This window comes from Micromonospora sp. NPDC085948 (assembly GCF_040686315.1).
GTDB lineage: Bacteria > Actinomycetota > Actinomycetes > Mycobacteriales > Micromonosporaceae > Micromonospora.
The window spans coordinates 73,222-97,931 of record NZ_JBFBJW010000006.1; the positions used below are offsets into that span (position 1 = coordinate 73,222).

Annotated in this window: 19 protein-coding genes; 13 read left to right on the plus strand and 6 right to left on the minus strand. The window is 73.5% G+C overall.

All coding sequences use genetic code 11. The features are described from left to right. Positions 1 to 22 precede the first annotated feature (22 nt). On the plus strand, positions 23 to 808 hold the full coding sequence (locus AB0O48_RS17805) for a hypothetical protein (RefSeq protein ID WP_357247376.1): 786 nt from the start codon (positions 23 to 25) through the stop codon (positions 806 to 808). Between the two features lie 27 nt (positions 809 to 835). Here the strand turns inward: AB0O48_RS17805 and AB0O48_RS17810 are convergent, their stop codons facing one another. Continuing rightward, a complete protein-coding gene (locus AB0O48_RS17810; protein WP_365066792.1) occupies positions 836 to 4,453 on the minus strand; it encodes a hypothetical protein in 3,618 nt (1,205 codons plus the stop codon). A 165-nt stretch (positions 4,454 to 4,618) separates the two neighbouring features. Next, positions 4,619 to 5,428, minus strand: coding sequence for a DNA-formamidopyrimidine glycosylase family protein (locus AB0O48_RS17815; RefSeq protein ID WP_365066795.1), 810 nt, complete (start codon positions 5,426 to 5,428; stop codon positions 4,619 to 4,621). A 109-nt stretch (positions 5,429 to 5,537) separates the two neighbouring features. On the opposite strand from AB0O48_RS17815, the gene AB0O48_RS17820 reads away from it, so the two are divergent. Then, entirely contained in the window at positions 5,538 to 6,785 is a 1,248-nt protein-coding gene (locus AB0O48_RS17820) for a hypothetical protein (RefSeq protein ID WP_357247385.1), read from the plus strand. Between the two features lie 25 nt (positions 6,786 to 6,810). On the opposite strand, the gene AB0O48_RS17825 is transcribed toward AB0O48_RS17820, so the two are convergent. Genes AB0O48_RS17825 through AB0O48_RS17835 form a run of 3 tightly spaced genes read right to left on the minus strand, consistent with a single transcriptional unit; the run spans position 6,811 to position 8,383 of the window. Next, positions 6,811 to 7,053 (minus strand): CPCC family cysteine-rich protein, encoded by a 243-nt coding sequence (locus tag AB0O48_RS17825; protein WP_110566168.1) that lies wholly within the window; start codon positions 7,051 to 7,053, stop codon positions 6,811 to 6,813. Positions 7,054 to 7,078: 25 nt separating this feature from the next. Next, entirely contained in the window at positions 7,079 to 7,879 is an 801-nt protein-coding gene (locus tag AB0O48_RS17830; RefSeq protein ID WP_365066799.1) for an SAM-dependent chlorinase/fluorinase, read from the minus strand. 9 nt (positions 7,880 to 7,888) lie between these two features. Then, positions 7,889 to 8,383, minus strand: a complete 495-nt coding sequence (locus AB0O48_RS17835) for a GNAT family N-acetyltransferase (protein WP_357247391.1) — start codon at positions 8,381 to 8,383, stop codon at positions 7,889 to 7,891. Between the two features lie 146 nt (positions 8,384 to 8,529). On the opposite strand from AB0O48_RS17835, the gene AB0O48_RS17840 reads away from it, so the two are divergent. Next, positions 8,530 to 9,135: a hypothetical protein gene (locus tag AB0O48_RS17840; protein WP_365066803.1), complete on the plus strand. Its 606-nt coding sequence runs from the start codon at positions 8,530 to 8,532 to the stop codon at positions 9,133 to 9,135. A gap of 33 nt (positions 9,136 to 9,168) precedes the next feature. Here the strand turns inward: AB0O48_RS17840 and AB0O48_RS17845 are convergent, their stop codons facing one another. After that, positions 9,169 to 13,845: a DEAD/DEAH box helicase gene (locus AB0O48_RS17845; RefSeq protein ID WP_365066806.1), complete on the minus strand. Its 4,677-nt coding sequence runs from the start codon at positions 13,843 to 13,845 to the stop codon at positions 9,169 to 9,171. A gap of 177 nt (positions 13,846 to 14,022) precedes the next feature. Here AB0O48_RS17845 and AB0O48_RS17850 point away from each other — a divergent pair, with 177 nt between their 5' ends. From AB0O48_RS17850 to AB0O48_RS17895, 10 genes are all read left to right on the plus strand, one after another. Beyond that, complete coding sequence (locus tag AB0O48_RS17850; protein WP_357247400.1) at positions 14,023 to 14,415, plus strand: hypothetical protein; 393 nt, start codon at positions 14,023 to 14,025, stop codon at positions 14,413 to 14,415. A gap of 228 nt (positions 14,416 to 14,643) precedes the next feature. Further along, on the plus strand, positions 14,644 to 17,478 hold the full coding sequence (locus AB0O48_RS17855) for a Na+/H+ antiporter subunit A (RefSeq protein WP_365066810.1): 2,835 nt from the start codon (positions 14,644 to 14,646) through the stop codon (positions 17,476 to 17,478). 55 nt (positions 17,479 to 17,533) lie between these two features. After that, positions 17,534 to 18,013 (plus strand): Na(+)/H(+) antiporter subunit C, encoded by a 480-nt coding sequence (locus AB0O48_RS17860; RefSeq protein WP_365066813.1) that lies wholly within the window; start codon positions 17,534 to 17,536, stop codon positions 18,011 to 18,013. Beyond that, a complete protein-coding gene (locus tag AB0O48_RS17865) occupies positions 18,013 to 19,518 on the plus strand; it encodes a Na+/H+ antiporter subunit D (RefSeq protein WP_357247409.1) in 1,506 nt (501 codons plus the stop codon). The genes AB0O48_RS17860 and AB0O48_RS17865 overlap by 1 nt, the downstream gene beginning before the upstream one ends. Beyond that, entirely contained in the window at positions 19,515 to 20,126 is a 612-nt protein-coding gene (locus tag AB0O48_RS17870; protein ID WP_365066816.1) for a Na+/H+ antiporter subunit E, read from the plus strand. The genes AB0O48_RS17865 and AB0O48_RS17870 overlap by 4 nt, the downstream gene beginning before the upstream one ends. Continuing rightward, entirely contained in the window at positions 20,123 to 20,386 is a 264-nt protein-coding gene (locus AB0O48_RS17875; RefSeq protein WP_357247414.1) for a monovalent cation/H+ antiporter complex subunit F, read from the plus strand. The genes AB0O48_RS17870 and AB0O48_RS17875 overlap by 4 nt, the downstream gene beginning before the upstream one ends. Then, complete coding sequence (mnhG, locus tag AB0O48_RS17880) at positions 20,386 to 20,745, plus strand: monovalent cation/H(+) antiporter subunit G (RefSeq protein WP_357248048.1); 360 nt, start codon at positions 20,386 to 20,388, stop codon at positions 20,743 to 20,745. The genes AB0O48_RS17875 and mnhG overlap by 1 nt, the downstream gene beginning before the upstream one ends. A 172-nt stretch (positions 20,746 to 20,917) precedes the next feature. Continuing rightward, positions 20,918 to 22,273: a hemolysin family protein gene (locus AB0O48_RS17885; protein WP_357570214.1), complete on the plus strand. Its 1,356-nt coding sequence runs from the start codon at positions 20,918 to 20,920 to the stop codon at positions 22,271 to 22,273. A 52-nt stretch (positions 22,274 to 22,325) separates the two neighbouring features. After that, positions 22,326 to 23,390 carry a hemolysin family protein gene (locus tag AB0O48_RS17890; protein ID WP_357247418.1) on the plus strand — a complete coding sequence of 355 codons (1,065 nt, stop codon included), beginning with the start codon at positions 22,326 to 22,328 and terminating at the stop codon, positions 23,388 to 23,390. Positions 23,391 to 23,542: 152 nt separating this feature from the next. Beyond that, positions 23,543 to 24,472 (plus strand): sporulation protein, encoded by a 930-nt coding sequence (locus tag AB0O48_RS17895; RefSeq protein ID WP_357247421.1) that lies wholly within the window; start codon positions 23,543 to 23,545, stop codon positions 24,470 to 24,472. Positions 24,473 to 24,710 lie beyond the last annotated feature (238 nt).

A 24,710-nucleotide genomic window follows, 5' to 3' on the forward strand; every position in this document is an offset into this window, starting at 1 on the left:
CGACCGGACCGAGGGGGTCAGGGTGGCAGACGAGCGCACACGGTACTTCCGCAGACTGGGTCGGCTCCGCCGGTCCGCCCGACGGTGGAGCGTCCTGGCCGGTGGGCTCGGGGGTGCGGCCGCGGTGCTCACCCCGTACGCCGGCCTTGGTCTGCCCGACGCGGCCTGGGCCGGCGCCGCGGGCAGTGCGGTGGCGCTCGCCGCCTGGCGCTGGATCGACGTGCGCGCCCTCGCCGCCCAGCCCGCACCGCCCGCGCTCGACCCCGCGGAGGCGGCGGCCCGGTCGCGGGCCCGCCTCATCGCCGCCGTCGAGCGGCTGCCGGTCGGCCCGGGGGTGCTTGCCGAGGTCCGCCGGGTCCGCTCCCGGATCGCCCTGCGCGGCACCAGCGCGGGCGAGCAGTGGGCCCGACTGGACCGTGCGGCGCTCACCCTGGCCGGCATGGCCCCCCGGCTCACCGGGCTGGCCGAGCCGGCGGTGCTGGAGGCCGCCGCCGCCGACCGTTCGCTGCGCGACCTGGCCGCACGCGTGGCCAGCGTCGAACGTGCGCTGCGGCTGGCGCCGGCCGACGCCCGTCCGCCGCTGGCCGAGGCACACGCCATGCTGACCGCCCAGTTGGAGGGTGGGGTCGCGGCCTACGAACGGCTGGTGGTCGCCGCTGCCGGTTACCTGGCCGAGGACGCCCGACCGGAGCCCACCCACCCGGCCGCCGACCGGCTCACCGAGGCGACCGACCTGCTGCACGGGGTGGCCGGGGCGCTGGCCGAGCTGCGCACCGTCGGCACTCCGTCGCGCGCGCCGACCCGCTGAGCGACCCGTACCGCGCCCACCGGCCGGTCACGGCGGCGTCGTTACCCGGACCGGGACGGTGTACGGCGAGCTGCCCACGACGTTGAACGACCGGATCCGGTAGTGGTAGGTGAGGCCCCGGGCCAGTCCCGTGTTGCTGAAGCCGCGACCGGTCACCGTGAAGGTGGCCACCTCCCGGTCGAACGTCGGGTCCAGCGCCCGCTGCACGATGAACCCGGACCCCGGGCCGGCGGGGGTGCTCGCCGCCCAGGCCAGGACCACCGTCGCGGTGTCCGGTCCGGGTGCGCTCGCCGTGGCGCTCACCCCGTTCGGGGTGCCCGGCGCGGGCGGGGAGGTCACCGCGGCGATCGTCGACCAGGCCGAGGCGGCACCCAGATAGGTGGTCCGCACCCGGTAGTAGTACGTCGTGTCCGGTGCGATCGCGACATCCAGGTGATTGTCGCCGGCACCGATCGCCGTGGTGCCCGGCCCGCTGGTGAATGTCGGGTTGGTGGCCCGCTGCACGTCGATGCCGGTGGCGAACGAGCGGTTCACCCAGCGCAGGGCCACCCGTAGCGGCGCGGCGGGCGGCAGTGCCGCGACCAGGCCACTCGGCGCGGCCAGGTGCACCGAGGCCGGCACCCCGTTGGACCAGGACGAGTAGCTGACCGCGTTCTCCGCCCGGATCCGGTAGTGGTAGGTCACCCCGGGAGTGACGGACGCGTCCGTGTACCGGGTGGCGGCCGCCGCGACGGTGATCGTGGTGATCTCGCCGTCGAAGGTCGCGTCGGTGGCCCGGTGCAGCAGGTGACTGGTGGCCGGTGGCCGGCCGCCGTTGCTGGTCCAGGCGAGCGCGATCGCGGGTAGCGCGGTGGCCGAGCCGGGCACCGGCGTGGCGGTCAGCCCGGTCGGTGCCTTCGGTGTCACCCGGAGCACAAGTGGCCGGGTCATCCCACCGTCGCGGTGGCCGGCGAGTTGGCTGTGCCAGCGGTATTCCCAGCCCAGGTTGACCAGGTGGTTGACCACGGTGGCGGGTCGCCCGTCCGCCGGGCTGACCGGGGTCGACCCGGTCCGTGCGCCGGCCGGGCGGCACGGGTCGAGCAGCCGGACGCTGTCGCCCAGCTTGAACGGCAACGTCGGGGCGACCGGGCGCAGCGCCACCACCACGTCCTCCCGGGGGTTGACCCGGACGATCTGCTTCCAGCCCAACTCGGTGCCGTGGGGGAGCCGCAGCGTGCCGTCCCAACCGACCCGGTTGACCACCTGCACGTCGCAGCCGCCGACGTGCAGCGGTTCGGTCTGCCGGACGTTGCCGCTGATCCGCCAGATCTGGGTGCCGTCGTTGGTGGTGCCCAGCGGCACGGCGGGGTCGGTGGCGAAGAGCACCTCGGTGACCGGGTCGGTCGGCCCGAGGGGCAGGGTCGTCGGGTTGAGCGGCCCGGCGTGCGGGTGTCCGACGCCGAGTCGGCCGACCAGCCGGCCGTGGTCGGGCTCGAAGACCTGCTGTACGGCCTTGACCGCGATGGGCAGCGTCATCGGGTCCGCGCCGGCCGTCGGTGTGATCGTCACCGAGGTGGCGTGCACCGGCACCGTTGTCGTCGACGCGGTCTGGGTGCCGAACGCCGGGTCGTACGCCGGCTGCGGCACGATCGGCGGGCGTTGACTGGCCGCGTACGCCACGGGTAGCCGTTCGCGCAGCCGGTCCAGGTCGTACGGCGGCGCCGGAGCCCCCGCGACCCGGAACTGGAGCAGGGTGCGCGTGTTCGGGCCGTACCCCGGTTCGGTGCCGGGCGGCCCACCCTCGGCCGTGCGGTCCGGTGCGTCGGTGTGCTGGTCGTAGCGTGGGTCGAAGCCGGGCAGCGGCGCCGGGGCGTCGTTGTACAGGATCAGCGTGCTGCCCGGCGGCACGGTGGAGAAGTCGACGAGCACGTCGGCCCGCTCACCCGGCGCGAGCAGCAGGGTGTGCCCGTCGACGTTCAGCACGGTCGGGTCGAGCCGGTCGTAGCGGTAGCCGACCGGCCGGTTCGGCAGCACCACCGGGGCGGGCAGCAGCCCGGCCTCGTTGCCGATCTGGATGAACTCCGGCCCGGCGGCGCGCGGATCCGGCACACCGCCGTCGCGCCCGTCGGTCGGCCAACCCGTCGGTCGGTCCGCCGCCCGCACCGCGGGCACCATCGGCACCTCCCCGGCTTCGGCGTCGGCGAGCGCACCGTCGGCCGTCCACATCGGCGCGTCGGAGCAGGCCCGGTAGAGCTGGAGGTTGAGGCTGCGGTCCAGGCAGGCGTTGAGGATCCGGAACCGGTACGCGCGCGGCGCCACCTCCAGGTACGGGTAGGCGGCGCCGTTGACGAGCGGGGTGTCGCCGTACGCCTCGGGCACCGCGGACAGGTGCGGCACGCCGGGGCGCAACGGCGGTTCGTCAGGTGCGTCGACCGGGTCGTGGTGCGGGTTGGCGACGCAGCCGTCGGCGCGGGCGTGGTCCGGGGCGGGATCACGCGACCAGGGGCCGTAGTCCCACCGGCCGGTGGGGTTGCGTCCGCCGGAGCGGTACGGGTTCTGCCGTGGCTGGTAGATGTGCGGGTGCCAGAGGCTGCCCCGGGCGCCCCAGCGTTCCCGGTCCCAGGTCGGGTCCTCGGCGGCGAGTTGGGCGTCGTCCGGCACGAACGTCTTGTCCTCGATCACCAGCGGCAGTTGGTCGGCCGGCAGCACGGCGTCGGCGACGAGTTGCTCCTCGGCCGGGTCGGTGAGCAGGTAGAGCGCGAGTTGTCCGCCGTAGACGGTGAGCCGGGCCAGGCCGAGGGTGTTGTCGTGCCACCACAGCAGCCGGCCGCTCTGCTCGTTCGGGTAGTAGAGGGTGGTGGCCCCGGCACCCGGCGGTGGCATGTCCGGCACGTGGGTCACGCCCACCCCGTTCGGGTACGGGGTGATCTCCCCGGCCGGAGTGATCCACTGCCCCGGATTGCCGGCGCTGTTCCAGCCGGTCTGCGCGCCGGCCAGGTGCAGCACCGCGCGGTTCTGCGGGAACGGGGCGGGTCCGTCCAGCGGGCCGATCCCGGCCCCCTCGATGGTGTCGTCGACCGGCAGGAACAGCTCACCGGCCCGGCCGGTCGGAAGGTGGTTGATGAACTTCACCCGGACCGGGCGGCCCCGCCGGGCGAGGACCATCGGGCCGAGGTGCCAGGGCCGCTCCGGAGGTGCCACCGTGTTGTGGCCCGCCGGGTCGGTGCCCAGGTTGAGCTGCCGGTAGCCGCGCAGCCGGGTGGCGGGCAGGTCCCGGTGCAGCCGTTGCGCGTACTCCTGCACGACGATCTCGTAGTAGTCGCAGCCCGGATAGCTGATCGTGTCCGGCGTCGCCACCGGCAGTTGACCGCCGAGGTCGGTGCCGGTGTGCCGGCCCGGTACGGGCAGCGGGTCGACGAACTTGCGCAGCCCGGTCCCGGGCACCACCTGCCCGCCGGTGTCGCGCCTCGGGCGAGGGCTGTGGGCGAAGTTCGGCACCGGACCGAAGCAGCGGGGCACCACGGTCGGGTCCAGGCTCGGCGCGGGGGCGGTCTGCTCGGCGGTACGCGCGGCCGGCACGGACGCCGTCGCGCCGTCGACGGAGCCGTCGGTGTCGCGGGTGGCCCGGACGAAGAAGGTGGAGCGGAGCCTGCGGAACAACGCCATGACTCTCCCCGGGTCGGGGCGCGAGGGTCGCCACCCCGGCGTGGCTGCCTCGGCGCTCTGTTGACGATCGGTGAGCACTCAACCGCAGCATGCGACTCAGACGGCCGGATAGGAATTACCCAATCGTCCGTATCTGGGATGGCCTTGGTCGAGGGACGGCCCTGGTCAGTTGGATTCCGGGGCGCCCGGGTGTGCGGGCTGGCAGACCGGGCACCAGTAGGTGACCCTCTCGCCCAGCTCCTCCTTGCGGATCGCGGTGCCGCAGCGGCGGCACGGCTGGGCGCGGCGACCATACACGTAGCTGGTCTCGCCCCGGCGCAGGGAGCCGGTGCTGCTCTGCGTCCACCGGCCACGGTTGGCGGCGAGCAGCCGCTGCGAGAGGGCCACCAGGCCGGGCAGGTCGGGCACCGCGCCGACCGGTGTCCACGGGGACACACCGCGCAGGAACAGCACCTCGCACTTGTAGAGATTGCCCACCCCGGCCAGGTTGCGCTGGTCCAGCAGCGCCTCGCCGACCGTCTGCTCCGGGTGGCCGCCGAGTCGGCGGACCGCCTCGGCCGGGTCCCAGTCCGGGCCGAGCAGGTCGGGGCCGAGGTGGCCGACCAGGTGGTCCTCCTCGGCGGTCGGCACGAGGGTCAGCTCGTGCAGGTGATAGCCGACCGCGACGGCGCCGGGGCTGCGCAGCACCACCCGGATCAGGTGGGCGGGCCGGCCGGTCCAGCGTTCCCCCGGGGCGTACGCCCGCCAGGCGCCGTCCATCCGCAGGTGCGAGTGCAGGGTCCAGTGCGCCTCGTTCGGGGCGCTGAGGCGCAGCAGCAGGTGCTTGCCCCGGCTGGCCGACTCGCGGACGGTCCAACCGGTGAGATCGGTGGTGGCGAGCTGGGGAACCCGGAAGTCACTGTCGGTGATCCGCGCGCCGGCGAGCGCGCGATGCAGCACACGCGCGGTGTTCCAGACGGTGTCGCCTTCGGGCACCCTGTCATCCTCCCTCATTTGAGCAGAATTCGCATGTGTCGCTATTTGTACACAGGTTCCTCATGATCTCCCGACATGCGAGGGTCAAGGAGTTCTGAGGAGAATGCCTATGTCCAGGCTGCATTGTCGTACTCGGTCCCTCGCCCTCGTCGTCCCCCTCACCCTCGCCCTCACCGCCACCCTCCTACCCGCCACCAGCCAGGTCCCCGCCGCCGGAAGCCCGCTCACCTTCACCGCCGCCGCACCTGGCGGCGAACTGTGGAACGCCGACCTGTCCGTCGTCGACCGGGACGACGTCAACGTCCGGCGCACCGCCGCCGGGCTGCGCCTGCGCGAAGCCCGGCCCGCCGGACGCAGCCCGCGCAGCGCTGTCGCCGAGGGGATGCTGCTGAGCGCTCCCCGGACCCTCAAGCGGCCGGCCACCCGGGTCCGCGCCCAGGTCAGTGCCCAGACACCGGCGGGCGCCACCGTCGAGGCCCAGGTCCGAGGTTGGCGGGCCAGTGGCTGGACCGAGTGGCGGACCGCCACCGCCGGCGCCGTCTTCGACAGCCCGGTGAGCCGGGTGCAGAGCAGGGTCGTGCTCACCGCCACCGCCGGTGGCGCCACCGCGACGGTACGCGGCGTCCAGCTCACCGCCGACACGACCGCCGCCGTCTCCGCGACCACGCCGGGCATCACCTACCGGGTGTTCGCCACCCGGATCGGCCTGGTCGGCGAGCAGACCGCCAACGGTCGCACCGTGCAGCCCCGGGACCACTTCGTGGCGCTACCGTCGCGGCGCAGCCTGGCCCCGCTCAACTCCGGCGACTACACCGTGCGGGTCTGCACCACCAGCGGCTCCCGCTGCGAGTACGCCCCGGTCTGGGACGTCGGGCCGTGGAACACTCGCGACGACTACTGGAACCCGTCGGCGGTGCGGGAGAACTGGAAGGACCTGGGGCAGGGCCGGCCCGAGGCGCAGGCGGCCTACCAGTCCGGCTACAACGGCGGTCGGGACCAGTTCGGCCGGACCGTCCTCAACCCTGCCGCCATCGACCTGGCCGACGGCACCTTCTGGGACGGCCTCCAGTTGACCACCAACGCCTGGGTGGACGTCGCCTACCTGTGGACCGGTGGTGGGCCGCGCGGCGTGGTCGGTGACGGGCCGCTCAACATCCGCAGCGGGGCCACCACCTCGTCTCCGGCGCGTGGCCTCGCCGCCCGGTTCGCCACCGTGCCGATCGAGTGCTACGTGACCGGACAGTCGGTGGCGGGGCCCTACCGCACCACCACCCGGTGGAACCGGCTGGCCACCGGCCAGTACGTCAGCCACGCGTACATCTCGGTCGTCTACGGAGGTGCTGTGCCGGTCTGCTGACCCGTGCTTGCCCGACGGGCGTCGATCAGGGGCGCTCGTCGGGGCGGGCCGGGCGCACCATGTCCTGGTAGCGCGGGTGGCTGGCACCGTAGACGGCGTAGTTGAGTCGAGCGTGCGAGAGGCTCAGATCACCGTTGGGGCCGCCGCGGACCGCGTCGGCGTCGGCGTCGGTCTGGCCGTCGTCGGTCCAGAAACAGACCGGGCAGGTCCCCCCACCGGTCCGGGATGCACAGCAGGGACAGCCCACGGGAACCACTTGTTCACCCACCGGGGCAGCATTCCACAGTCGAATATCAGCGGGAAACCCGCAGGACGTCACCCGGGGCAACCCGGAGGAGGTCCACCGCCCGCCCACGGTTCACCGCGACCGCGACCAGTTCGGCCGAGTCGACGTACACCACCAGGCCATTCGCCGGGGCATCCCCGAACGTCCGTCCCCGGACGGCCGGCCGGGCCGGCTCCGCGCCGGGCGGCCCGACCCGCAGGGTGGCCGGAAGTCCGTCGAGCAGGTGCGCCGGGGCGGCCAACTGGACATTTCCGAAATGGTCCACTGTTCGCACCTCGGCGGTGAAGCCCTCGTCGTCGGAGGTCAGCGTCGGCGTCGGCAGCCGGACCAGGCCCGCCGGGTCGACCGGCGGCCCCGCCTCGGCCAGGGGCGCGCCGAGCGCCAGCCGGGCCGCCACGGGCGCGAAGACGTCGCGCCCGTGGAACGTGCCGGACACCCGATCGGCCAGCCAACTCGGCTCGATCAGCCGCACCGCGGCGGTCACCCCGCCGAGAGCGGCGGCGGCGTCCGGCAGCAGCCCGTTGTCCGGACCGACCAGCAGCCCACCCGGGGTGGCCAACGCGACGCCCCGTCGGGCGGTACCCACCCCCGGGTCGACCACCGCCACGTGCACACCCACGGGCAGGTGCGGCACCGTCTGCGCCAGGACCGCGGCGCCCCGTCGTACGTCCGCCGGTGGCACCAGGTGGGTCACGTCGATGACCCGGACGGCCGGCGCGAGCCGGGCGATCACCCCGTGGCAGGCGGCCACGAAGCCGTCGGTGAGGCCGTAGTCGGTGGTCAGCGAGATCCAGGGCGTTGCGGACATGCCCGCAGGCTAACCCCCGGCGGCGGTACGCCGTTCCAGGACCAGCTCGTCGTGCAGGGGTATGCCGTCCTCGCCCACCAGCGGGATCTCCGGCTTGAGCTGGCGGGCGCGGTCCACCGCTCCCCGGTCGACGTGGACCAGCCGCATGCCGCGCCGCTGGTAGAACCGCAATGCCCGCAGGTTGTCGTTCGAGGTGATCAGCCACACCCGGGCCAGCCCGGTCTCGGCCGCGATCGACGTCGCCGCCGACAGCAGGGCCGTGCCGACGCCCCGGCCGGGCACGGCCGCGACGAGGGTGACCACCTCCAGGGCGTCCTCGTCGACGCGGTAGGTCAGCGCGCCGAGCACCGCCGCGCCGTCGACAGCCACAAGCGTCGGCAGGGTACGCACGTCGTGCCGGGTGTCGTGGGCGACCACGTACGGGCCACCCCACTCTCGCTCGTGCAGCGCGTCGATGGCGGCCCGCTCGGCAGGTCGCGCCGTTCGCACCTCGAACCCTTCCATGTTCCGCCTCCGCCCTTCGTCGCGTCCGCTCGTCGGCCCCGGAGCGTACCGGCCGACGGGTGGCCGACGTGGGTGGCGGATATGGGACAGCGCGGTGGCCGACCGGCCACTCCCGCGCTGTGGTGGTGCCGGGGGAGACTGCCCTGGTGACACATCGGAGCCTGCCTGCCGTCGCGGTGCTGCTGGTGGCCGTCGCCCTCACCGCCGGCTGCGGCGGCGACGACGCCGACCCGTCGAGCGCGCCCCCCACCGCCTCGCCCGCGTCGCCCGGCTCGTCCGACCTGGGTTCGACGGCAGCCGTTCCGTCGAGCGCGCCGACGTCCTCGTTGGCCCCGTCCCGCACCGGCGGCGCGCCACCCCCGCCGACCCCACCCTCCGTTGCCCCGCAGGGGCCGACGCAGCGCCGGCCGGCCAGTCCACCGCCGGTGGTGCTGCCCAAACGCCCGGACGGAGCGCCCGGAGCGAAGCAGATCGTCGAAGCGTTCCGGGCCGCCGGCCTGCCGGTGCCGCACCCGAAGGACCGTTCGGTCGACTGTGGACCGGACGGGCTCGGCCTGGGTTGCTCCGAGCTGATCGCCACCGACACCGTCACCGTGTACGTCTTCCCCGACGAGACCAGCGCCGGTGACATCGCGGAGACCTGGGGCGGCCAGTCGTACCGGCGTGGCGCGGTGGTGCTCAACTACCTCGAGGCGAAGACGCCGGTGGGCGAGCGCCCGCGCTACGAGAAGGTGCTCAACGGCCTGCGCTGAGCACCGGGCCGGGGCTCGACGACCCGGGGCGGGTCAGCCGCGCAGGCGCAGGCCGCGAGGAGTGGCCCGGAAGCCGGCGGCGGTGAGCGCGTCGCGCAGCGGCGAGGAGTGCACCGCCTCGCCGTCGGCCCGCTCCACCGACAGCGCGCCCAACGCCCCGGAGTGCACGGCGTCGGCGAGCGCCTTGCCGGCCACCGCGAGCGTTTCGGTGTCGTCGCTGAAGGACAGCAGCGTCCGACCGCCGCGCTCCACGTACAGCACCAGGTCACCGCTGACCTGCACCACCAGCGCGCCGGCCTTGCGGCCGGCCCGGTGCCCGGTCGCCGGGGCAGCCCCGTCGCCGGAGTCGACCACGCGTTCCGGCCAGGGCAGCGCCCCGCCGTACGGGTTGGCCGGGTCGGTGGCGGCCAGGACGGTGGCCGGTGCGCCCCGCCCCCGGGTGCCGTCCATCGGCTCGGCCAGTGCGCGCAGCCGGTCCACCGCACCGGGTACCGCGAACTGCGCCGCACCCAGCCCTTCGACGAAGTAACCACGGCGGGCCGCGCCGCGCTCCTCCAGGGCCGACAGCACCGGGTAGACCGCCGAGAACCCGCCGACCACCTGCTCGGCCATCACCGCGCCGCGGGTGACCACCCCGTGCCGTTCCAACAGGACGTCGGCGAGGGCGGCGGCGCGCCGGGTCGGGTCGACGTCCCGTTCCGGGAGGCGGGACCAGCGACCGGCGACCGTCGGCGGGCCACCCCGGGTGGGCAGCGCCACCCGGCCGGGCCGCCGGTAGCGGGTACGCGGCGCGGACGGCTTGGAGCGGTGCGCGCCGCCCGCGCCGAGCACCGCGCGCAGCGGGGCGAGGGTGTCGTTGGTGAGGTGCCCGGCCCAGACCAGATCCCAGATCACGGTGGTCAGGGCGGCGTCGTCGGTCGAACCGACGCGGTCGGCCAGCGGGCGGAAGAAGAGCGCCTGCCCGTCGCCGAGCGCGTCGAGCACCGCGTCGTGCAGCGGCGTACGCGTCAGCGCCTCGTCGGGTGGCGGGAGCAGCAACGGTGCGGCATCCGCGTACGCCAGGGTGACCCAGCCGTCACCGCCGGAGATCGCTCCCGACCCGGCCCAGAGCACCTCCCCGCTGGCGCACAGCTCGTCGAGCTGGGCGGGGGAGTAGTCGGCGACCCGGGCGGGCAGCACCAACCGTTCCAGTGCGGATGCCGGCACCGCCGCGCCCTGCAACTGCTCCACCGTCGCGGCGAGCGCCTCCACCCCGCGGGCGGACGAGCCGACCTGCTGCCAGCGGGGCAGGAACGTGGCGAGCGCCCGGGGCGGCACCGGCTCGATCTCCCGGCGCAGCGCCGCGAGCGAGCGGCGGCGCAGCATCCGCAGCACCTCGGCGTCGCACCACTGGGCACCCGCCGAATCCGGGGTGAACTCCCCGGAGACCACCCGCCCGGTGGCACCGAGCCGACGTAACGTCTGCTCGACGACGAACACACCCAGCCCGAAGCGTGCCGCGCAACTGGCCGCGGCGAACGGCCCGTGGGTGCGGGCGTACCGGGCCACCAGGTCACCGAGCGGATCGGCCACCGGGGCGAGGTACGCCTCGGCCACCCCGACCGGCAACGCCACGCCGAGGGCGTCGCGCAGCCGGGCGGCGTCCTCGACACCCACCCAGCGCTGCTCGCCGGCGATCCGGACCCGCAGCACCCGGCGGGTGGCCTCCAACTCGGTCAGCCAGGTCTCCGGCACGCCCCGCTCGGTCAGCTCGGCGTCGCTCAGGTCACCGAGCACCCGCAGCAACTCGACCACGTCCTCGGCGTCGCGGGGGCGGCGCTGCTCGGTCAGCCACCGCAGCTGCCGGTCGGTCTCGGTGAGCACGGCGGGGTCGAGCAACTCGCGCAGGTCGACCCGGCCGAGCAGCTCACCGAGCAGGGTGGAGTCCAGGGCGAGCGCGGCGGCGCGGCGCTCGGCGAGGGGGGCGTCGCCCTCGTAGAGGAACGCGCCGACGTAGCCGAAGAGCAGCGACCGGGCGAACGGCGACGGCGCGCTGGTCTCGACCTCGACCAGCCGCACCTTGCGGGTGGCCAGGTCGCGCATCAGCCCGGCCAGCGCCGGCTGGTCGAAGACGTCCTGGAGGCACTCCCGGGCAGCTTCCAGGGTGACCGGGAAGTCCGCGTACTCGCGGGCGACGTCGAGCAGTTGCGCGGCGCGCTGCCGCTGCTGCCACAGCGGTTGGCGGCGACGCGGGTCGCGGCGGGGCAGCAGCAGCGACCGGGCGGCGCACTCGCGGAAACGGGCGGCGAAGAGCGCGGAGGTGCCGACCGACTCCTCCACGAGCTGGGTGATCTCGTCCGGCTCGAAGACCACCACGTCGGCGCCGGGCGGCTCGTCGGCGGTGTCCGGAAGTCGCACCACGATGCCGTCGTCGGAGGGCATCACCTGGGCGTCCACCCCGTACCGTTCGGCCAGCCGGCGGCCCACCGCGAGGGCCCACGGCCCGTTGACCCGGGCGCCGAGGACGCTGTGCACGGCGAGCCGCCAGTCGCCCAACTCGTCGCGGAACCGCTCGACGACGACCGTACGGTCGTCGGGCAGCGAGCGAGTGGCCTCCCGCTGCTCGCGCAGGTAGGCCATCAGGTTGCCGGCGGCCCAGTCGTCCAGCCCGCCGTCCCGCAACGCGGCCAGTGCCGCCTCGTCGGTCTGGCGCAGCAGGGTGCGCACCCGGGCGCCGATGGCCCGACCCAGCTCCACCGGGCGGCCGAGCTGGTCGCCCTTCCAGAACGGCATCCGCGCGGCCTGCCCCGGAGCGGGCGAGACCAGCACCCGGTCGGGGGTGATCTCCTCGATGCGCCAGGAGGACGAGCCGAGCAGGAAGACATCGCCGACCCGGGACTCGTAGACCATCTCCTCGTCCAGCTCGCCGACCCGGGCGGCCCGTTCGGCGCCGGCAAGGAAGACCCCGAACAGCCCGCGGTCCGGGATGGTGCCGCCGCTGGTCACCGCCAGTCGCTGCGCGCCGGGACGGCCGGTGAGCAGGTCGGTGGCCCGGTCCCAGACCAGTCGGGGGCGTAGCTCGGCGAACGCGGTGGACGGGTAGCGGCCGGAGAGCATGTCGAGCACGGCGTGCAGCGCGGAGTCGGGCAGCTCGGCGAAGGGCGCGGCCCGGCGGACCAGCACGGCCAGGTCGCCGAGCGGCCACGGCTCCAGTGCCACCATCGCGACGATCTGCTGGGCCAGCACGTCCAGCGGGTTGCGGGGGTAGTGCAGCTCCTCGATCGCGCCGGCGGTCATCCGTTCGGCGACCACCGCGCAGGAGAGCAGGTCGCCCCGGTGCTTGGGGAAGACCACGCCCCGGGAGACCGCTCCCACCTGGTGCCCGGCCCGGCCGACCCGTTGCAGCCCGGCGGCCACGCTCGGTGGCGCCTCGATCTGCACCACCAGGTCGACCGCGCCCATGTCGATGCCCAGCTCCAGGCTGGAGGTGGCCACCACCGCCGGGAGCTGGCCGGACTTGAGCGCCTCCTCGATGTGCTTGCGCTCCTCCCGGGAGACGCTGCCGTGGTGGGCGCGGGCGATCACCGGCGCCGCGCCGGTCGCCGCACCGGACTGGGCCATCACCTCGGCCGGCGGCCGGTTGCGCAGCGGGCCGGCGGGGCCACCCCACCGTTCCGCGCCGGGCACCGGGCCGCCGTCGCCCGCCGGACCGTCGCCCGCCGACAACCCCTCGGGTACGACGATCGCGCCGTCGCCGGGCGCGGATGCGGCCACCGCTTCGGCGGCCAGTTCGTTGAGGCGGGCGCAGAGGCGCTCGGCACTGCGGCGGGAGTTGGTGAAGACGATCGTGGAGCGGTGCTGCCCGATGAGGGTGAAGACCCGCTCCTCCACGGCCGGCCAGATCGAGGCGCGGCGTGGCCCGGGGCCGCCCAGGTCGTCCTCCGGTGGCTGCTCCTGCTCGTCCAGGCGGGTCATGTCCTCCACCGGGACCTGGACGCTGACCTCGATGGTCTTCGGTGTGGCCGGCTGCACGACGTCGACCGGGCGGGCGCCGCCGAGGAACTGCGCGCAGGCGTCGATCGGCCGGACGGTGGCCGAGAGGCCGATGCGCTGCGCCGGGGCGGGCAGCAGTTCGTCGAGGCGTTCGAGGGAGAGGGCGAGGTGGGCGCCTCGTTTGCTGCCGGCCACCGCGTGCACCTCGTCGACGATCACCGTCTGGACGCCGCGCAGCGAGTCGCGAGCCGCGGACGTGAGCAGCAGGAACAGCGACTCGGGCGTGGTGATGAGGATGTCCGGTGGGGTGCGGGCGAAGGCACGTCGCTCGTCGGCCGGGGTGTCGCCGGTGCGCATGCCGACGGTGATGTCCGGTGGTGCGACGCCCAACCGGGTGGCTGCCTGCCGGATGCCGGCCAGTGGGGTGCGCAGGTTGCGTTCCACGTCGACGGCGAGGGCCTTGAGCGGGCTGACGTAGAGCACCCGGCACCGTTGTCGGGCCTCGGCCGGTGCGGGCTCGCGGGCGAGCCGGTCCAGTGACCAGAGGAAGGCCGCGAGCGTCTTGCCGGAGCCGGTGGGTGCGACCACGAGGGCGCTGCGGCCGGCGGCGACCGACCGCCAGGCGCCGGTCTGCGCGGCGGTGGGGGCGGCGAAGGCGGCCTCGAACCAGGCGCGGGTGGCCGGGCCGAAGTCGGCGAGCACCGCGCCGGCGTCTGCGTCTGCGTCTGCCCCGGTCACCGGTCCATCCTGCCCCGCCGGTACGACAACGACGACCGACCGCCGGTGGAATGCGCCGGACAAAAGCAAAAAGCATGGAACGTGCGCTTAATGCGTTAAGTCTCACTTAACTGCTTGCTTCTAAGGAGCAACATAAAGTAACTTCACTGCCAACGCGAACCGGGGTGAGGGGATTTGATGGCCGGCGAGCAGCACACCGTCGAACCGGGCACCGACGTGCTGATTCGCAAGGTCGACAGCCACCTCGCAGCCCTCCGTGGCGGCCTGCACGGCCCCGAGTTCGAGCTCGCCGAACGCCTCGCCCGCTGCCTCCGGGAGCTGGTCCTGTGCACCGCCCAGGCCAGCGCCGCCGATCGTGGCCAGGTCCGCGCCGCCGTCCACTACTTCGTGCTCCGCCGGGAGAGCCGTGGTCGGTTGCTCTCGGTGCGGTCACTGGCCGCCGCGGAACGGGTGGTCGACCGGGTGGCACGCCAACTCGGCCGCACCGACCTGCTGACCGAGCTGCGCCAAGACCACCCCACCCCCGAAGCCCCCCACCCCCACCCCCACCCCCAAACCCTCCTCCACTAACCCACCCCACCCCACCCCCACCCCGGGTCGATCATGCAGTTGTGGTGGGTGACAAACCTCGTGTCGTGGGGCAAAACCGGCAGCACAACTCCATGATCGGCGGGGTGAGGGGACCCGCGATCTGCGGGGGGATTCCGGCAAAACCGCCCGGTGAGCGACAAACTGGCGTCTGATCGCTGCTAGGGGCCGCCGCTGCACGAGCGCCGGCCACCTGGATCGGGAGCGCAGGTGCTGGTACTGCTCGTCCTCCACCTCGTGGCGGCCCTCGTCGCGCCCCTGCTCGTCCGGCGGTGGGGATCCCGCGCGTGCTACCCGCTGGCGCTGGTACCGGCTGCCGCCTTCTGCTGGGCGCTGGCCCGCACCCCGGCCGTCGGCGACGGCGGGGCGGTGGTCGAGACGTACCGGTGGATCCCGCAGTTGGGCCTCGACATCGCGTTCCGGCTCACCACGCTCTCCTGGCTGATGACGCTGCTGATCGGGGGCGTCGGCGCGCTGGTGCTGGTCTACAGCGCCCGCTACTTCAACGCCGGATCGAACGGGTTGGCACGGTACGTCGGTGTCCTGGTCGCCTTCGCCGGCGCGATGCTCGTCCTGGTCTTCGCCGACGACCTGCTGCTGCTCTACGTCGGCTGGGAACTCACCACGATCTTCTCGTACCTGCTGATCGGGCACAGCACCGAGCGGCGGTCCAGCCGGTGGGCGGCGGCGCAGGCGTTGACAGTCACCACGCTGGGCGGGCTCGCCATGCTCGTCGGGTTCATCATGCTGGGCGTGCACGCCGGCACCTACCGGTGGTCGGAGATCGCCGCCCAGCCACCACCCGGCGGCGGGTACCTGGTGGTCGCCGTGCTGCTGATCCTGGCCGGCGCGCTGTCCAAGTCGGCGGTGCTGCCGTTCAGCTCCTGGCTACCGGTCGCGATGGCGGCGCCCACTCCGGTCAGCGCGTACCTGCACGCCGCCGCCATGGTCAAGGCCGGCGTCTACCTGGTCGGGCTGCTCGCGCCGGTGCTCGCCACGGTCGGGCCGTGGCGGCCGGTGGTGCAGATCGCCGGCGTGGCCACCATGCTGCTCGGCGGCTGGGCCGCGCTGCGGCAGACCGACCTGAAGCTGTTGCTGGCGTACGGGACGGTCAGCCAACTCGGTCTGCTGGTCGCGGTGACCGGCTCGGGCACCCCGGACGCCGCCCTGGCCGGCACGGCGATGCTGCTGGCGCACGCGCTGTTCAAGGCGGCGTTGTTCCTGGTCGTCGGCATCATCGATCACGGCGCCGGCACCCGTGACCTGCGGGAGCTGTCCGGGCTGCGGCGCTGGTCCCGGCCGCTGTTCGTGGTCGCGGTGCTGGCCGCGGCGTCGATGGCCGGTGTGCCGCCGTTCGTCGGCTTCGTCGCGAAGGAGGCGGTGTTCGGGGCGTTCACCGACCAACCCGTGCTCCTCACCGGCCTGGTCGCCGGGACGGTGCTCACGGTCGCGTACAGCGCCCGCTTCCTCTGGGGCGCGTTCGCCGACCGCCCAGGTGTGGCACCGGCCCGGCCCGGCCCGATCGCCGCGTCGCTGCTGCTCCCGCCAGCGGTGCTCGCCGGGGTCGGGCTGCTCGCCGGCCCGGCCGCGAGCGTGCTGGACGACGTGCTGCGCCCGTACGCCGATCTGCTCGGTGGGGTCGACGCGCACCTGGCGCTCTGGTCCGGGCCGACCCCGGCTCTCGGCCTGTCCGTGCTGGCTCTCGCCGGCGGTGGCCTGCTCTTCGCCGTGCGGGCGCCGGTCGCCCCGGTGCTGGCCCGGCTGCGTTCGCCGGTGGGCGGCAACCAGGGGTACGAGTGGGTCGTGGGCCGGTTCGACCGGTTGGCCATCGAGGTCACCGGCGCGACCCAGCGCGGCTCGCTGCCGCAGTATCTCGGCATCATCCTGGTCACGCTGGTGCTGGTGCCCGGTGCGGCGATGCTCTCCGCCGGCCCGTGGCGGGCCCGGATCCCGCTCTGGGACAACCTGCTCCAACCGGTGGTCGTGGTGGTGATCGCGGTCGCCGCGGTGCTGGCGGTCGGCGCCCGCCGTCGCCTGACCGCCATGCTGCTGGTGGGCATGACCGGCTACGGCACCGCGATGCTCTTCGTCCTGCACGGCGCACCCGACCTGGCGCTCACCCAGTTCCTGGTGGAGACCGCGACGATCGCGGTCTTCGTGCTGGTGCTGCGTCGCCTGCCGCAGCGGTTCTCGGCCCGCCCGCTGCGGCGTACCCGCTGGGTCCGTCGGGCGATCGGGGTGGCGGTGGGTGTGGTGGCCGCCGGGCTGGCCCTCACCGCCGCCGCGGCCCGCCGGGCCCCGGACATCTCCGCCGCCTTCCCGGATCTGGCGGTGGCCGAGGGGTACGGCCGCAACGTGGTGAACGTGACACTCGTCGACATCCGGGCCTGGGACACCATGGGCGAGCTGGCGGTGCTGGTGGTGGCCGCGACCGGGGTGGCCAGCCTGATCTTCGAGCGGTCCCGGACCGGGCCGCGACCGCGCCGGCCGGACTCGGACCAGCGGACCGACGAGCCCGGCCGCCCGGTGTGGCTGCGCGGCGGTCCCACCCTCTACGAGGAGCGCCGCTCGATCGTGTTGGAGGTGGTCATCCGGCTGATCTTCCACACCGTGGTGCTGTTCTCCCTGTTCCTGCTCTTCTCCGGGCACAACGCGCCGGGCGGTGGCTTCGCCGGCGGTCTGGTGGCGGGTCTCGCCCTGGTGGTCCGCTATCTGGCCGGGGGTCGGTACGAGTTGACCGAGGCCGCCCCGATCGGCGCCGGTGCGATCCTCGGCGCCGGATTGGCGATGTCGGTGGGCAGCGGTGTGGTGGCACTGCTGGTCGGCGGATCGGTGCTGGAGAGCGCCAAGGTCGACAGGTCGCTGCCGTTGATCGGTGACGCCCACCTGGTCACGTCGCTCTTCTTCGACATCGGCGTGTACCTGGTCGTGATCGGGCTGGTGCTGGACGTCCTGCGCAGCCTCGGCGCCGAGGTGGACCGACACATCGAGGCCACCGGAACGGCCACCGGCGGCCTGGCCGTCGACAAGGGCGAGCGGGCATGAGCGCGAGGAGTGCGCCGGGGTTGCGCGCCCCGCAGTCGCGAACAAGGGCAGAACGGTGACGGCGAGCGAAGCGGGACCGACGTTGGTGTTGGTGCTGGCTGTCGCGGTGCTCGTCGGTTGCGGGGTGATCCTGCTGCTGGAGCGCACCCTGACCCGGATTCTGCTCGGGGTGATCCTGCTCGGCAACGGGGTGAATCTGTTGATCCTGCTGGGTGGGCGTCCGGGTGGGGCGCCGATCGTCGGCACCGGTGCGAAGGAGCGGATGAGTGATCCGCTGCCGCAGGCGATGGTGTTGACCGCCATCGTGATCACCTTCGGGTTCAGCGCGTTCCTGCTCGCGGTGGCGTACCGCAGTTGGTATCTGACCGGCGACGACGAGGTGCCCGACGACCTGGAGGACCGGCAGATCATCCGTCGGGCGGTGCGGAACGAGGTCGGCGCTGTGGACCACGGCGGGGAGGGCCCGAACGGCGACCCGGAGCAGGTCGATCCCGAACCCGCCCGCCGCCGGCTCCGCCGCGGGCAGGAGTCGTGATGAGCGCGCTGGTGCCGCTGCCGGTGGTGGTGCCGCTGCTCGGTGCGGCGCTGACGCTGCTGCTGGCCGGTAAGCCCCGACTCCAGCGCTCGATAAGCGTGTCCTGTCTGGGTGGCACGCTCGTCGTGGCGCTGTTGCTGCTGGTGCAGGCGTACCGGCACGGGCCGGTGGTGGTGGCGGTCGGTGGGTGGCCGGCGCCGGTCGGCATCGTGCTGGTCGCCGACCAACTCGCCGCGCTGATGGTGGTGGTCTCGTCGGCGGTGACCCTGTGCGTGCTGCTGTACTCGATCGGCCAGGGTCGCAGCGAGAGCAGCGAGTCCAGCCCGGTGGAGATCTTCCACCCGACGTACCTGGTGCTCACCGCGGGCGTCACCAACGCGTTCCTGGCCGGCGACCTGTTCAACCTCTTCGTCGGCTTCGAGATCCTGTTGGCCGCGAGTTTCGTGCTGATCACCCTGGGGGGCAGCGAGACCCGGATCCGGACCGGGTCGACGTACGTGGTGGTCAGCATCCTCTCCTCGATGATCTTCCTGACCGGTGTGGGTCTGGTGTACGCGGCCACCGGCACGCTCAACCTGGCCCAACTCGCCCAGCGCCTCGACGACCTGCCCGACGGCGTCCGACTGGCCCTGGAGCTGATGTTGCTCCTGGCCTTTGCGATCAAGGCGGCGGTCTTCCCGTTGTCGGCGTGGCTGCCGGACAGCTATCCCACCGCGCCGGCCCCGGTCACCGCCGTCTTCGCGGGTCTGCTCACCAAGGTGGGCGTCTACGCGATCATCCGCACCGAGACGTTGCTGTTCCCCGGTGGGCACGCCGACGTGCTCCTGATGGTCGTCGCCGGGCTGACCATGGTGATCGGCATCCTCGGCGCGGTGGCCCAGTCCGATCTGAAGCGGCTGTTCTCGTTCACCCTGGTCAGCCACATCGGCTACATGATCTTCGGGGTGGCGTTGAGCACCGCCGCCGGGCTCTCCGGCGCGATCTTCTACGTGGTGCACCACATCACCATCCAGACCACGTTGTTCCTCGTCGCCGGGCTGGTCGAGGAGCGCGCCGGCAGCACCGACCTCCGCCGCATCGGCGGGCTGGCCCGGGTGGCGCCGCTGCTCGGGGTGCTGTTCTTCGTCCCGGCCATGAACCTCGCCGGGGTACCTCCGTTCTCCGGTTTCCTCGGCAAGCTCGGCCTGCTCCAGGCCGGGGTGGCGGCCGGCGGTCCGCTGCCCTGGGTGCTGGTCGCGGCGGGCACGCTGACCAGCCTGCTCACTCTCTACGTGGCGTCCCGGGTGTGGAACATCGCCTTCTGGCGCTCGCCCCGACTGGCCACCAGCGAGCCGGCCGTCCGGTTGCCGAAGCTGATGGTCGGGGCCACCGTCGCCCTGGTCGCCCTCGGGTTGGCGCTGACCGTGCTGGCCGGACCGCTGTTCGACGTCACCACGGACGCGGCCGCCGACCTGCGGCTGCGTACGCCGTACGTGGATGCCGTGCTGCCGGGCGGCGTGCCGTGACCGGCCCCCCTGACCCGGCTCCCGACGCCACCGCGCCCCCCGTGGTGGGACGCGGCCGGCTCGGGCGTTGGCGCGACCAGGTGGCGGCCCTCGGGTGGCTGGTGGTGGTCTGGAACCTGCTCTGGGGGGACGTCAACTGGGCCAACGTGGTCGGCGGCCTGCTGGTGGGCGGCGCGGTGCTGGTCTTCTACCCGCTGCCGGCGGTCAGCTTCGGCGGCCGGCTGCGACCAGGGGCGCTGCTGGTGTTCGCCGGCCGGTTCGTCGTCGAGCTGGTCAGCGCGAGCCTGCACGTCGCCCGGATCGCCGTGCAGCCCGGCTACCGGCCGCGCGGGGCGATCGTCGCGGTCCGGCTGCGGGTCACCACCGACCTCAATCTGGCGCTCACCGCCGAGGCGGTCTCGTTGGTGCCGGGCACGCTGATCCTCGAGGTGGACCGGGACTCCGGGACGCTCTACCTGCACGTGCTCGACACCCACGGACCGGCGGACCTCGACGTGGCCCGCGAGCGCACCCGCACCGTCGAACGGCGCATCGTCCGCGCGGTGGGCTCCGCCGCCGAACTGCGCCGCGTCGAGACCGACCGATCCGAGAGGGGAACCAGTCCGTGACCACGTTCCTGGCCGTCGTCCTCACCCCGCTGCTGTCGGTGACCGCGCTGCTCGCGCTGGCCCGCCTGTACCGTGGCCCGTCGCTGGTGGACCGGGTGATCGCCGCGGACATGCTGCTCGCCACCATGGTCGGCGCGGTGGGCGCCGAGGCGGCGGTCAACCGGCATGCCACCACGCTGCCCGTGCTCGTGGTGCTCTCCCTGCTCGGCTTCGTGGGCTCGGTGTCACTTGTCCGCTTCGCCGTCCGGGAGCAGCAGTGATCGCGACGATCGCGGACTGGCTCGGCGGCGCTTGTCTGGTGGCCGGTGCCCTGCTCGGCCTGGCCGCCGCGATCGGGGTGCTGCGTTTCCCGGACGCGCTGAGCCGGATGCACGCGGCCACGAAGCCACAGGTGCTCGGGGTGCTCCTGCTGCTGGTGGGCATCGCGTTGCGCCTGCGGTCTCCGGCGGACCTGGGCATGGTCGCGCTGGTGGCGGTCTTCCAGTTGGCGACCGCGCCGGTCGCGGCCCAGATGATCGGGCGGGCCGCGTACCGGTCGGGGCGGCTGGACCGGAGCCTGCTCGACGCCGACGAGCTGGCCGAACGCGGCCCAGGCAGCGGGTCGGCGGGGCCGGCGTGACGGCTGTCGAACCGGACGTTGCCGCTCCTTCGGCCCACCCCCAGCGCGGTCCCAGCCAGCGCCGATAAAATAGCGGCATGATCGACTCTTCTGCCCAGGAGGGCAGCAGTAGCCAGCCGGGTCGTGCCCGGCATATCCCCGTACCGACGACCCCGGGAGCCCTGAGCGACCCGTGTTGATCGTCGTTGGTCTCCTTCTGATCATTCTTCTCACTGCCGCCACCGGATACTTCGTGGCGCAGGAGTTCGGCTATGTCGCCGTGGACCGGGGCAAGCTGCGCCAGCTCGCCGATGACGGCGATCAGGCCGCCGCCCGGGCGCTGACCGTCACCAGCCGGCTCTCCTTCATGCTCTCCGGCGCGCAACTCGGCATCACCGTCACCGCCCTGCTGGTCGGCTACGTCGCCGAGCCGTACCTGGGTGGTGGCCTCGCCGACCTGCTCGGCGTGGCCGGCGTCAGCGAGGCGGTCCGTCTCCCTCTGTCGGTGGCGTTGGCCCTGGTCATCGCCACCGTCGTGCAGATGGTGCTCGGTGAGCTGGCCCCGAAGAACCTGGCCATCGCCCGGGCCGTGCAACTGGCCCGGGCGCTGAGCCGATCCACCCTGATCTACCTGGCCGTCGCCGGGCCGCTGATCCGGCTCTTCGACCGGGCCTCGGTACGCCTGCTGCGGCGGATCGGCATCGAGCCGATCGAGGAGCTGCCCAGCGGCGCCACCCCGGCGGACCTGGAACAGATCATCGCCGAGTCCCGCGAGGAGGGCTCCCTCGACGCCGAGATGTCCACGCTGCTCGACCGAGGTCTGGACTTCCGCGAGCTGACCGCCGGGGAGGCCATGGTGCCCCGCGTCGACGTGCACACCGTACGGGCACACGAGCCGGTCAGCCGGGTGGTCGAGCTGCTGGACACCGGCCACTCCCGCTTCCCCGTACGCGGCTCGGAGGGCGTCGACGACCTGCTCGGTGTCGTCGGCATCGCCGACGTGCTCGGCGTACCCCCGGGGGAGCGGGCCACCACCCCGGTGAGCGCGGTGGCCGTGCCTCCGCTGCTCGTACCGGAGACGTTGCCCCTGCCCACGGTGCTCGACCGGCTGCGGTCCGGGCATCGGCAGATGGCCTGCGTGGTCGACGAGTACGGCGGCTTCGCCGGGGTGATCACGCTGGAGGACATCGCCGAGGAGCTGGTCGGCCCGATCCGGGACGAGGACGACCCGCCGGATCGGGCACCGGCCCGGCAGGACGACGGGTCCTGGGTGGTGCCGGCGCGCTGGCGGATCGACGAGGTCGCCGACAGCACCGGCATCGCCCTGCCCGAGGCCCCGGAGTACGACACCCTGTCCGGACTGGTGATGCGGGAGCTGGGCCGCGTGCCGGAGGTCGGTGACCGGCTGGAGATCAGCCTGTTGCCCGAGGGCGCGGACGGCGAGGACAACGAGGCCGAGCCCCGGGCGCTGGTCGAGGTGCTGGCCGTGGACCGGCACGTGGCCGACTCGGTGCGGTTGCAGCTGACCAAACCGGGGGTGAGCGCGTGAGCGCGAGGAGTGAGCTTGCGAGCCCCGCAGTCGCGAACGAAGGACAGCACCGATGAGCCCCGGGATCGCGCTGTTCAGTTCGGTGATCCTGCTGGCGCTGAACGGGTTCTTCGTGGCCGCCGAGTTCGCCCTGGTGGCCAGCAAGCGCTACCGCCTGGAGCAGGCGGCGGCGAACGGCGGTCGGGCGGCACGTGCCGCGCTGGACGGTGTCCGCGAGCTGTCGCTGATGCTGGCCGGCGCGCAGCTCGGCATCACGTTGTGCACCCTGGGTCTCGGCGCGCTGGCCGAGCCGGCGATCGAGCACCTGCTCAGCCCGCTGCTGCACGCGGTGGGCCTGCCGGACGCGGCCAGCCACCTCGTGGCCCTGGTCTTCGCCCTCGGGGTGGTCACCTTCCTGCACCTGGTGGTGGGGGAGATGGCGCCCAAGTCGTGGGCGATCACCGACGCGGAGCGTTCGGCGACGTTGTTGGCGTTGCCGTTCCGTGCCTTCGCCCGGGTGTCCCGGCCGGTGCTCTCCGCCCTCAACGCCCTGGCCAACGCGATCCTGCGGCTGGTCGGGGTGAACCAGCAGGATCAGCTCGCCCAGGTGCACGGCCCGGACGAGTTGCGGATCCTGTTGGAGCAGTCCCGTGAGCACGGGCTGCTCGGCGCGGAGCAGCACCAGTTGCTGACCAGCATGCTGGAGTTGCAGGGCACGTCCGTGGCGCAGGTGATGGAACCGTTCGCCACCATGGTCACCGTCCGTCGGGACGACCCGGCCGAGCGGATCGAACAGGTCAGCCGGGACAGCGGCCGGTCCCGACTGGCGGTGCTCGACGAGGCGGGCGACGTCTGCGGTCTGGTGCACGTCCGGGAGGCGGTACGGGTGGTCACCACCGGCCGCGTCGCCACCGCCGGGTCGCTGATGACGCCCGCGTTCACCCTGCCCGCCACCTCCTCGGTCACCGAGGCGGTGGCGGCGATGCGGGGCCGGCAGTCGCAGCTCGCGTTGGTGCGCAACGGCGGTGGCCCGACCCGACCGATCGGGTTCGTGGCGCTGGAGGACCTCCTGGAGGAGGTCATCGGTGAGTTCGACGACGAGACCGACACGGTGCCGCGCGGACGGCGGTTGCGCTGAGCCGTCGACCCGGCCGCGTCCGAGCGACGCGGCCGGGTCGCTGCCCGGCGTGGGCGGGTCGCGGTTCGACGCGGTCGGGCTTGAGGTCACCTCGACTGGGTAGGCGCGCCGGTGTGGGGCCGGCGGGGCCCCGTCCCGAGAGGGGGCGCGCGGTGCGGCTGACGGGAGTGTCTCCGGAGTCCGGCGGGACCGGGCTGTCCGTGCAGACCACGCTCCCCAACCCGAGCACCCGGCCGGGCCTGCGCCTGCCGGGGCGGGTGACCCTCGCCGCCGGACCGGACGACGTGCTGGTGCGCCACATCCGGCTCGGCCTCGTCAGCACCGTCGAGCCGGATGATCCGGCTGGAGCCCGACGCCTCATGCAGTTCCACCAACTGCCGATCGCCGGCCGGTTCGTCGTACCGGCCGGCCGGCGGCGGGCGGTCGACTTCGCGTTGCCGCTGCCGTGGGAGACACCGGTGACCATCTTCGGCGGGGTGCCGCTGCTGAGCCTGCGGATGGGCCTACGGACCGAGGTGTCGCTCGACCCCGACCTGGACCAGGGTGCGATGGTGCCCGTCTTCGTGCACCCGCTCCCCACCCAGCAGCACGTGCTGGCGGCGCTGGACACGCTGGGTTTCATGATCCGCCAGGCCGGCTTGCAGGAGGGCGGGTTGCCGGGTGTGGAGCACACCCTGCCGTTGCATCAACGCTGGGGATACTGGGTGGGGCCCCTCTACGCGGGCCCGATCACCGAGCTGGAGATCATCTTCGTGACCAACTCGGCGGGCATGGAGGCGATCCTCTGGATGGACCGCAAGCTGGCGCTGGCCGGAATCACGCATCAGAGCATCAGCCGGTTCCGGATCTGGCACGAGGACGCCGACCGCCGGGACTGGGTCGCCACCGTCGACGGTTGGATCCGCCAGGCGATCAACCGGCACGCCGCCGCGGCCGCGCACGCCGACTGGTCCGCGCAGATCGCGGGATCGGCCCACACCAGCCGCCACCCCGACGAGCCGATCCGATCCGGCTACGGCCTTGGCGGCACGGCGGGCAGCGGAGGCGTAGGAGGCGGCGGCTCCGGCGGCGACGGCACCTGACCAGCGCAAAGCCAATCCCGCCCGGCCCGACCCGGCCGCCACTCGGCGATCTTGCACTTTCTGCCCAAAGCGCTCATTTCAGCGACCGAAGTGCAAGATCCGGGTGTAGGGCGCGAGGGATCAGTCCGCCCGCGTCGATCATGGAGGTGTGGTGGGATTAATATCCGCTATTGCACCTTTTGCGAGACACCACAACTCCATGATCGACGCGCGCAGGAGCGTCGACGCGCGGAGAAGG

Excerpts from the sequence above, each read along its gene's own strand:
- AB0O48_RS17835 (WP_357247391.1), bottom strand. The coding sequence starts at position 8,383 with ATGGAAGGGTTCGAGGTGCGAACGGCGCGACCTGCCGAGCGGGCCGCC.
- AB0O48_RS17865 (WP_357247409.1), top strand. The coding sequence starts at position 18,013 with ATGAGCGCGCTGGTGCCGCTGCCGGTGGTGGTGCCGCTGCTCGGTGCG.
- AB0O48_RS17850 (WP_357247400.1), top strand. The coding sequence starts at position 14,023 with ATGGCCGGCGAGCAGCACACCGTCGAACCGGGCACCGACGTGCTGATT.
- AB0O48_RS17830 (WP_365066799.1), bottom strand. The coding sequence starts at position 7,879 with ATGTCCGCAACGCCCTGGATCTCGCTGACCACCGACTACGGCCTCACC.
- AB0O48_RS17890 (WP_357247418.1), top strand. The coding sequence starts at position 22,326 with ATGAGCCCCGGGATCGCGCTGTTCAGTTCGGTGATCCTGCTGGCGCTG.
- AB0O48_RS17810 (WP_365066792.1), bottom strand. The coding sequence starts at position 4,453 with ATGGCGTTGTTCCGCAGGCTCCGCTCCACCTTCTTCGTCCGGGCCACC.
- AB0O48_RS17820 (WP_357247385.1), top strand. The coding sequence starts at position 5,538 with ATGTCCAGGCTGCATTGTCGTACTCGGTCCCTCGCCCTCGTCGTCCCC.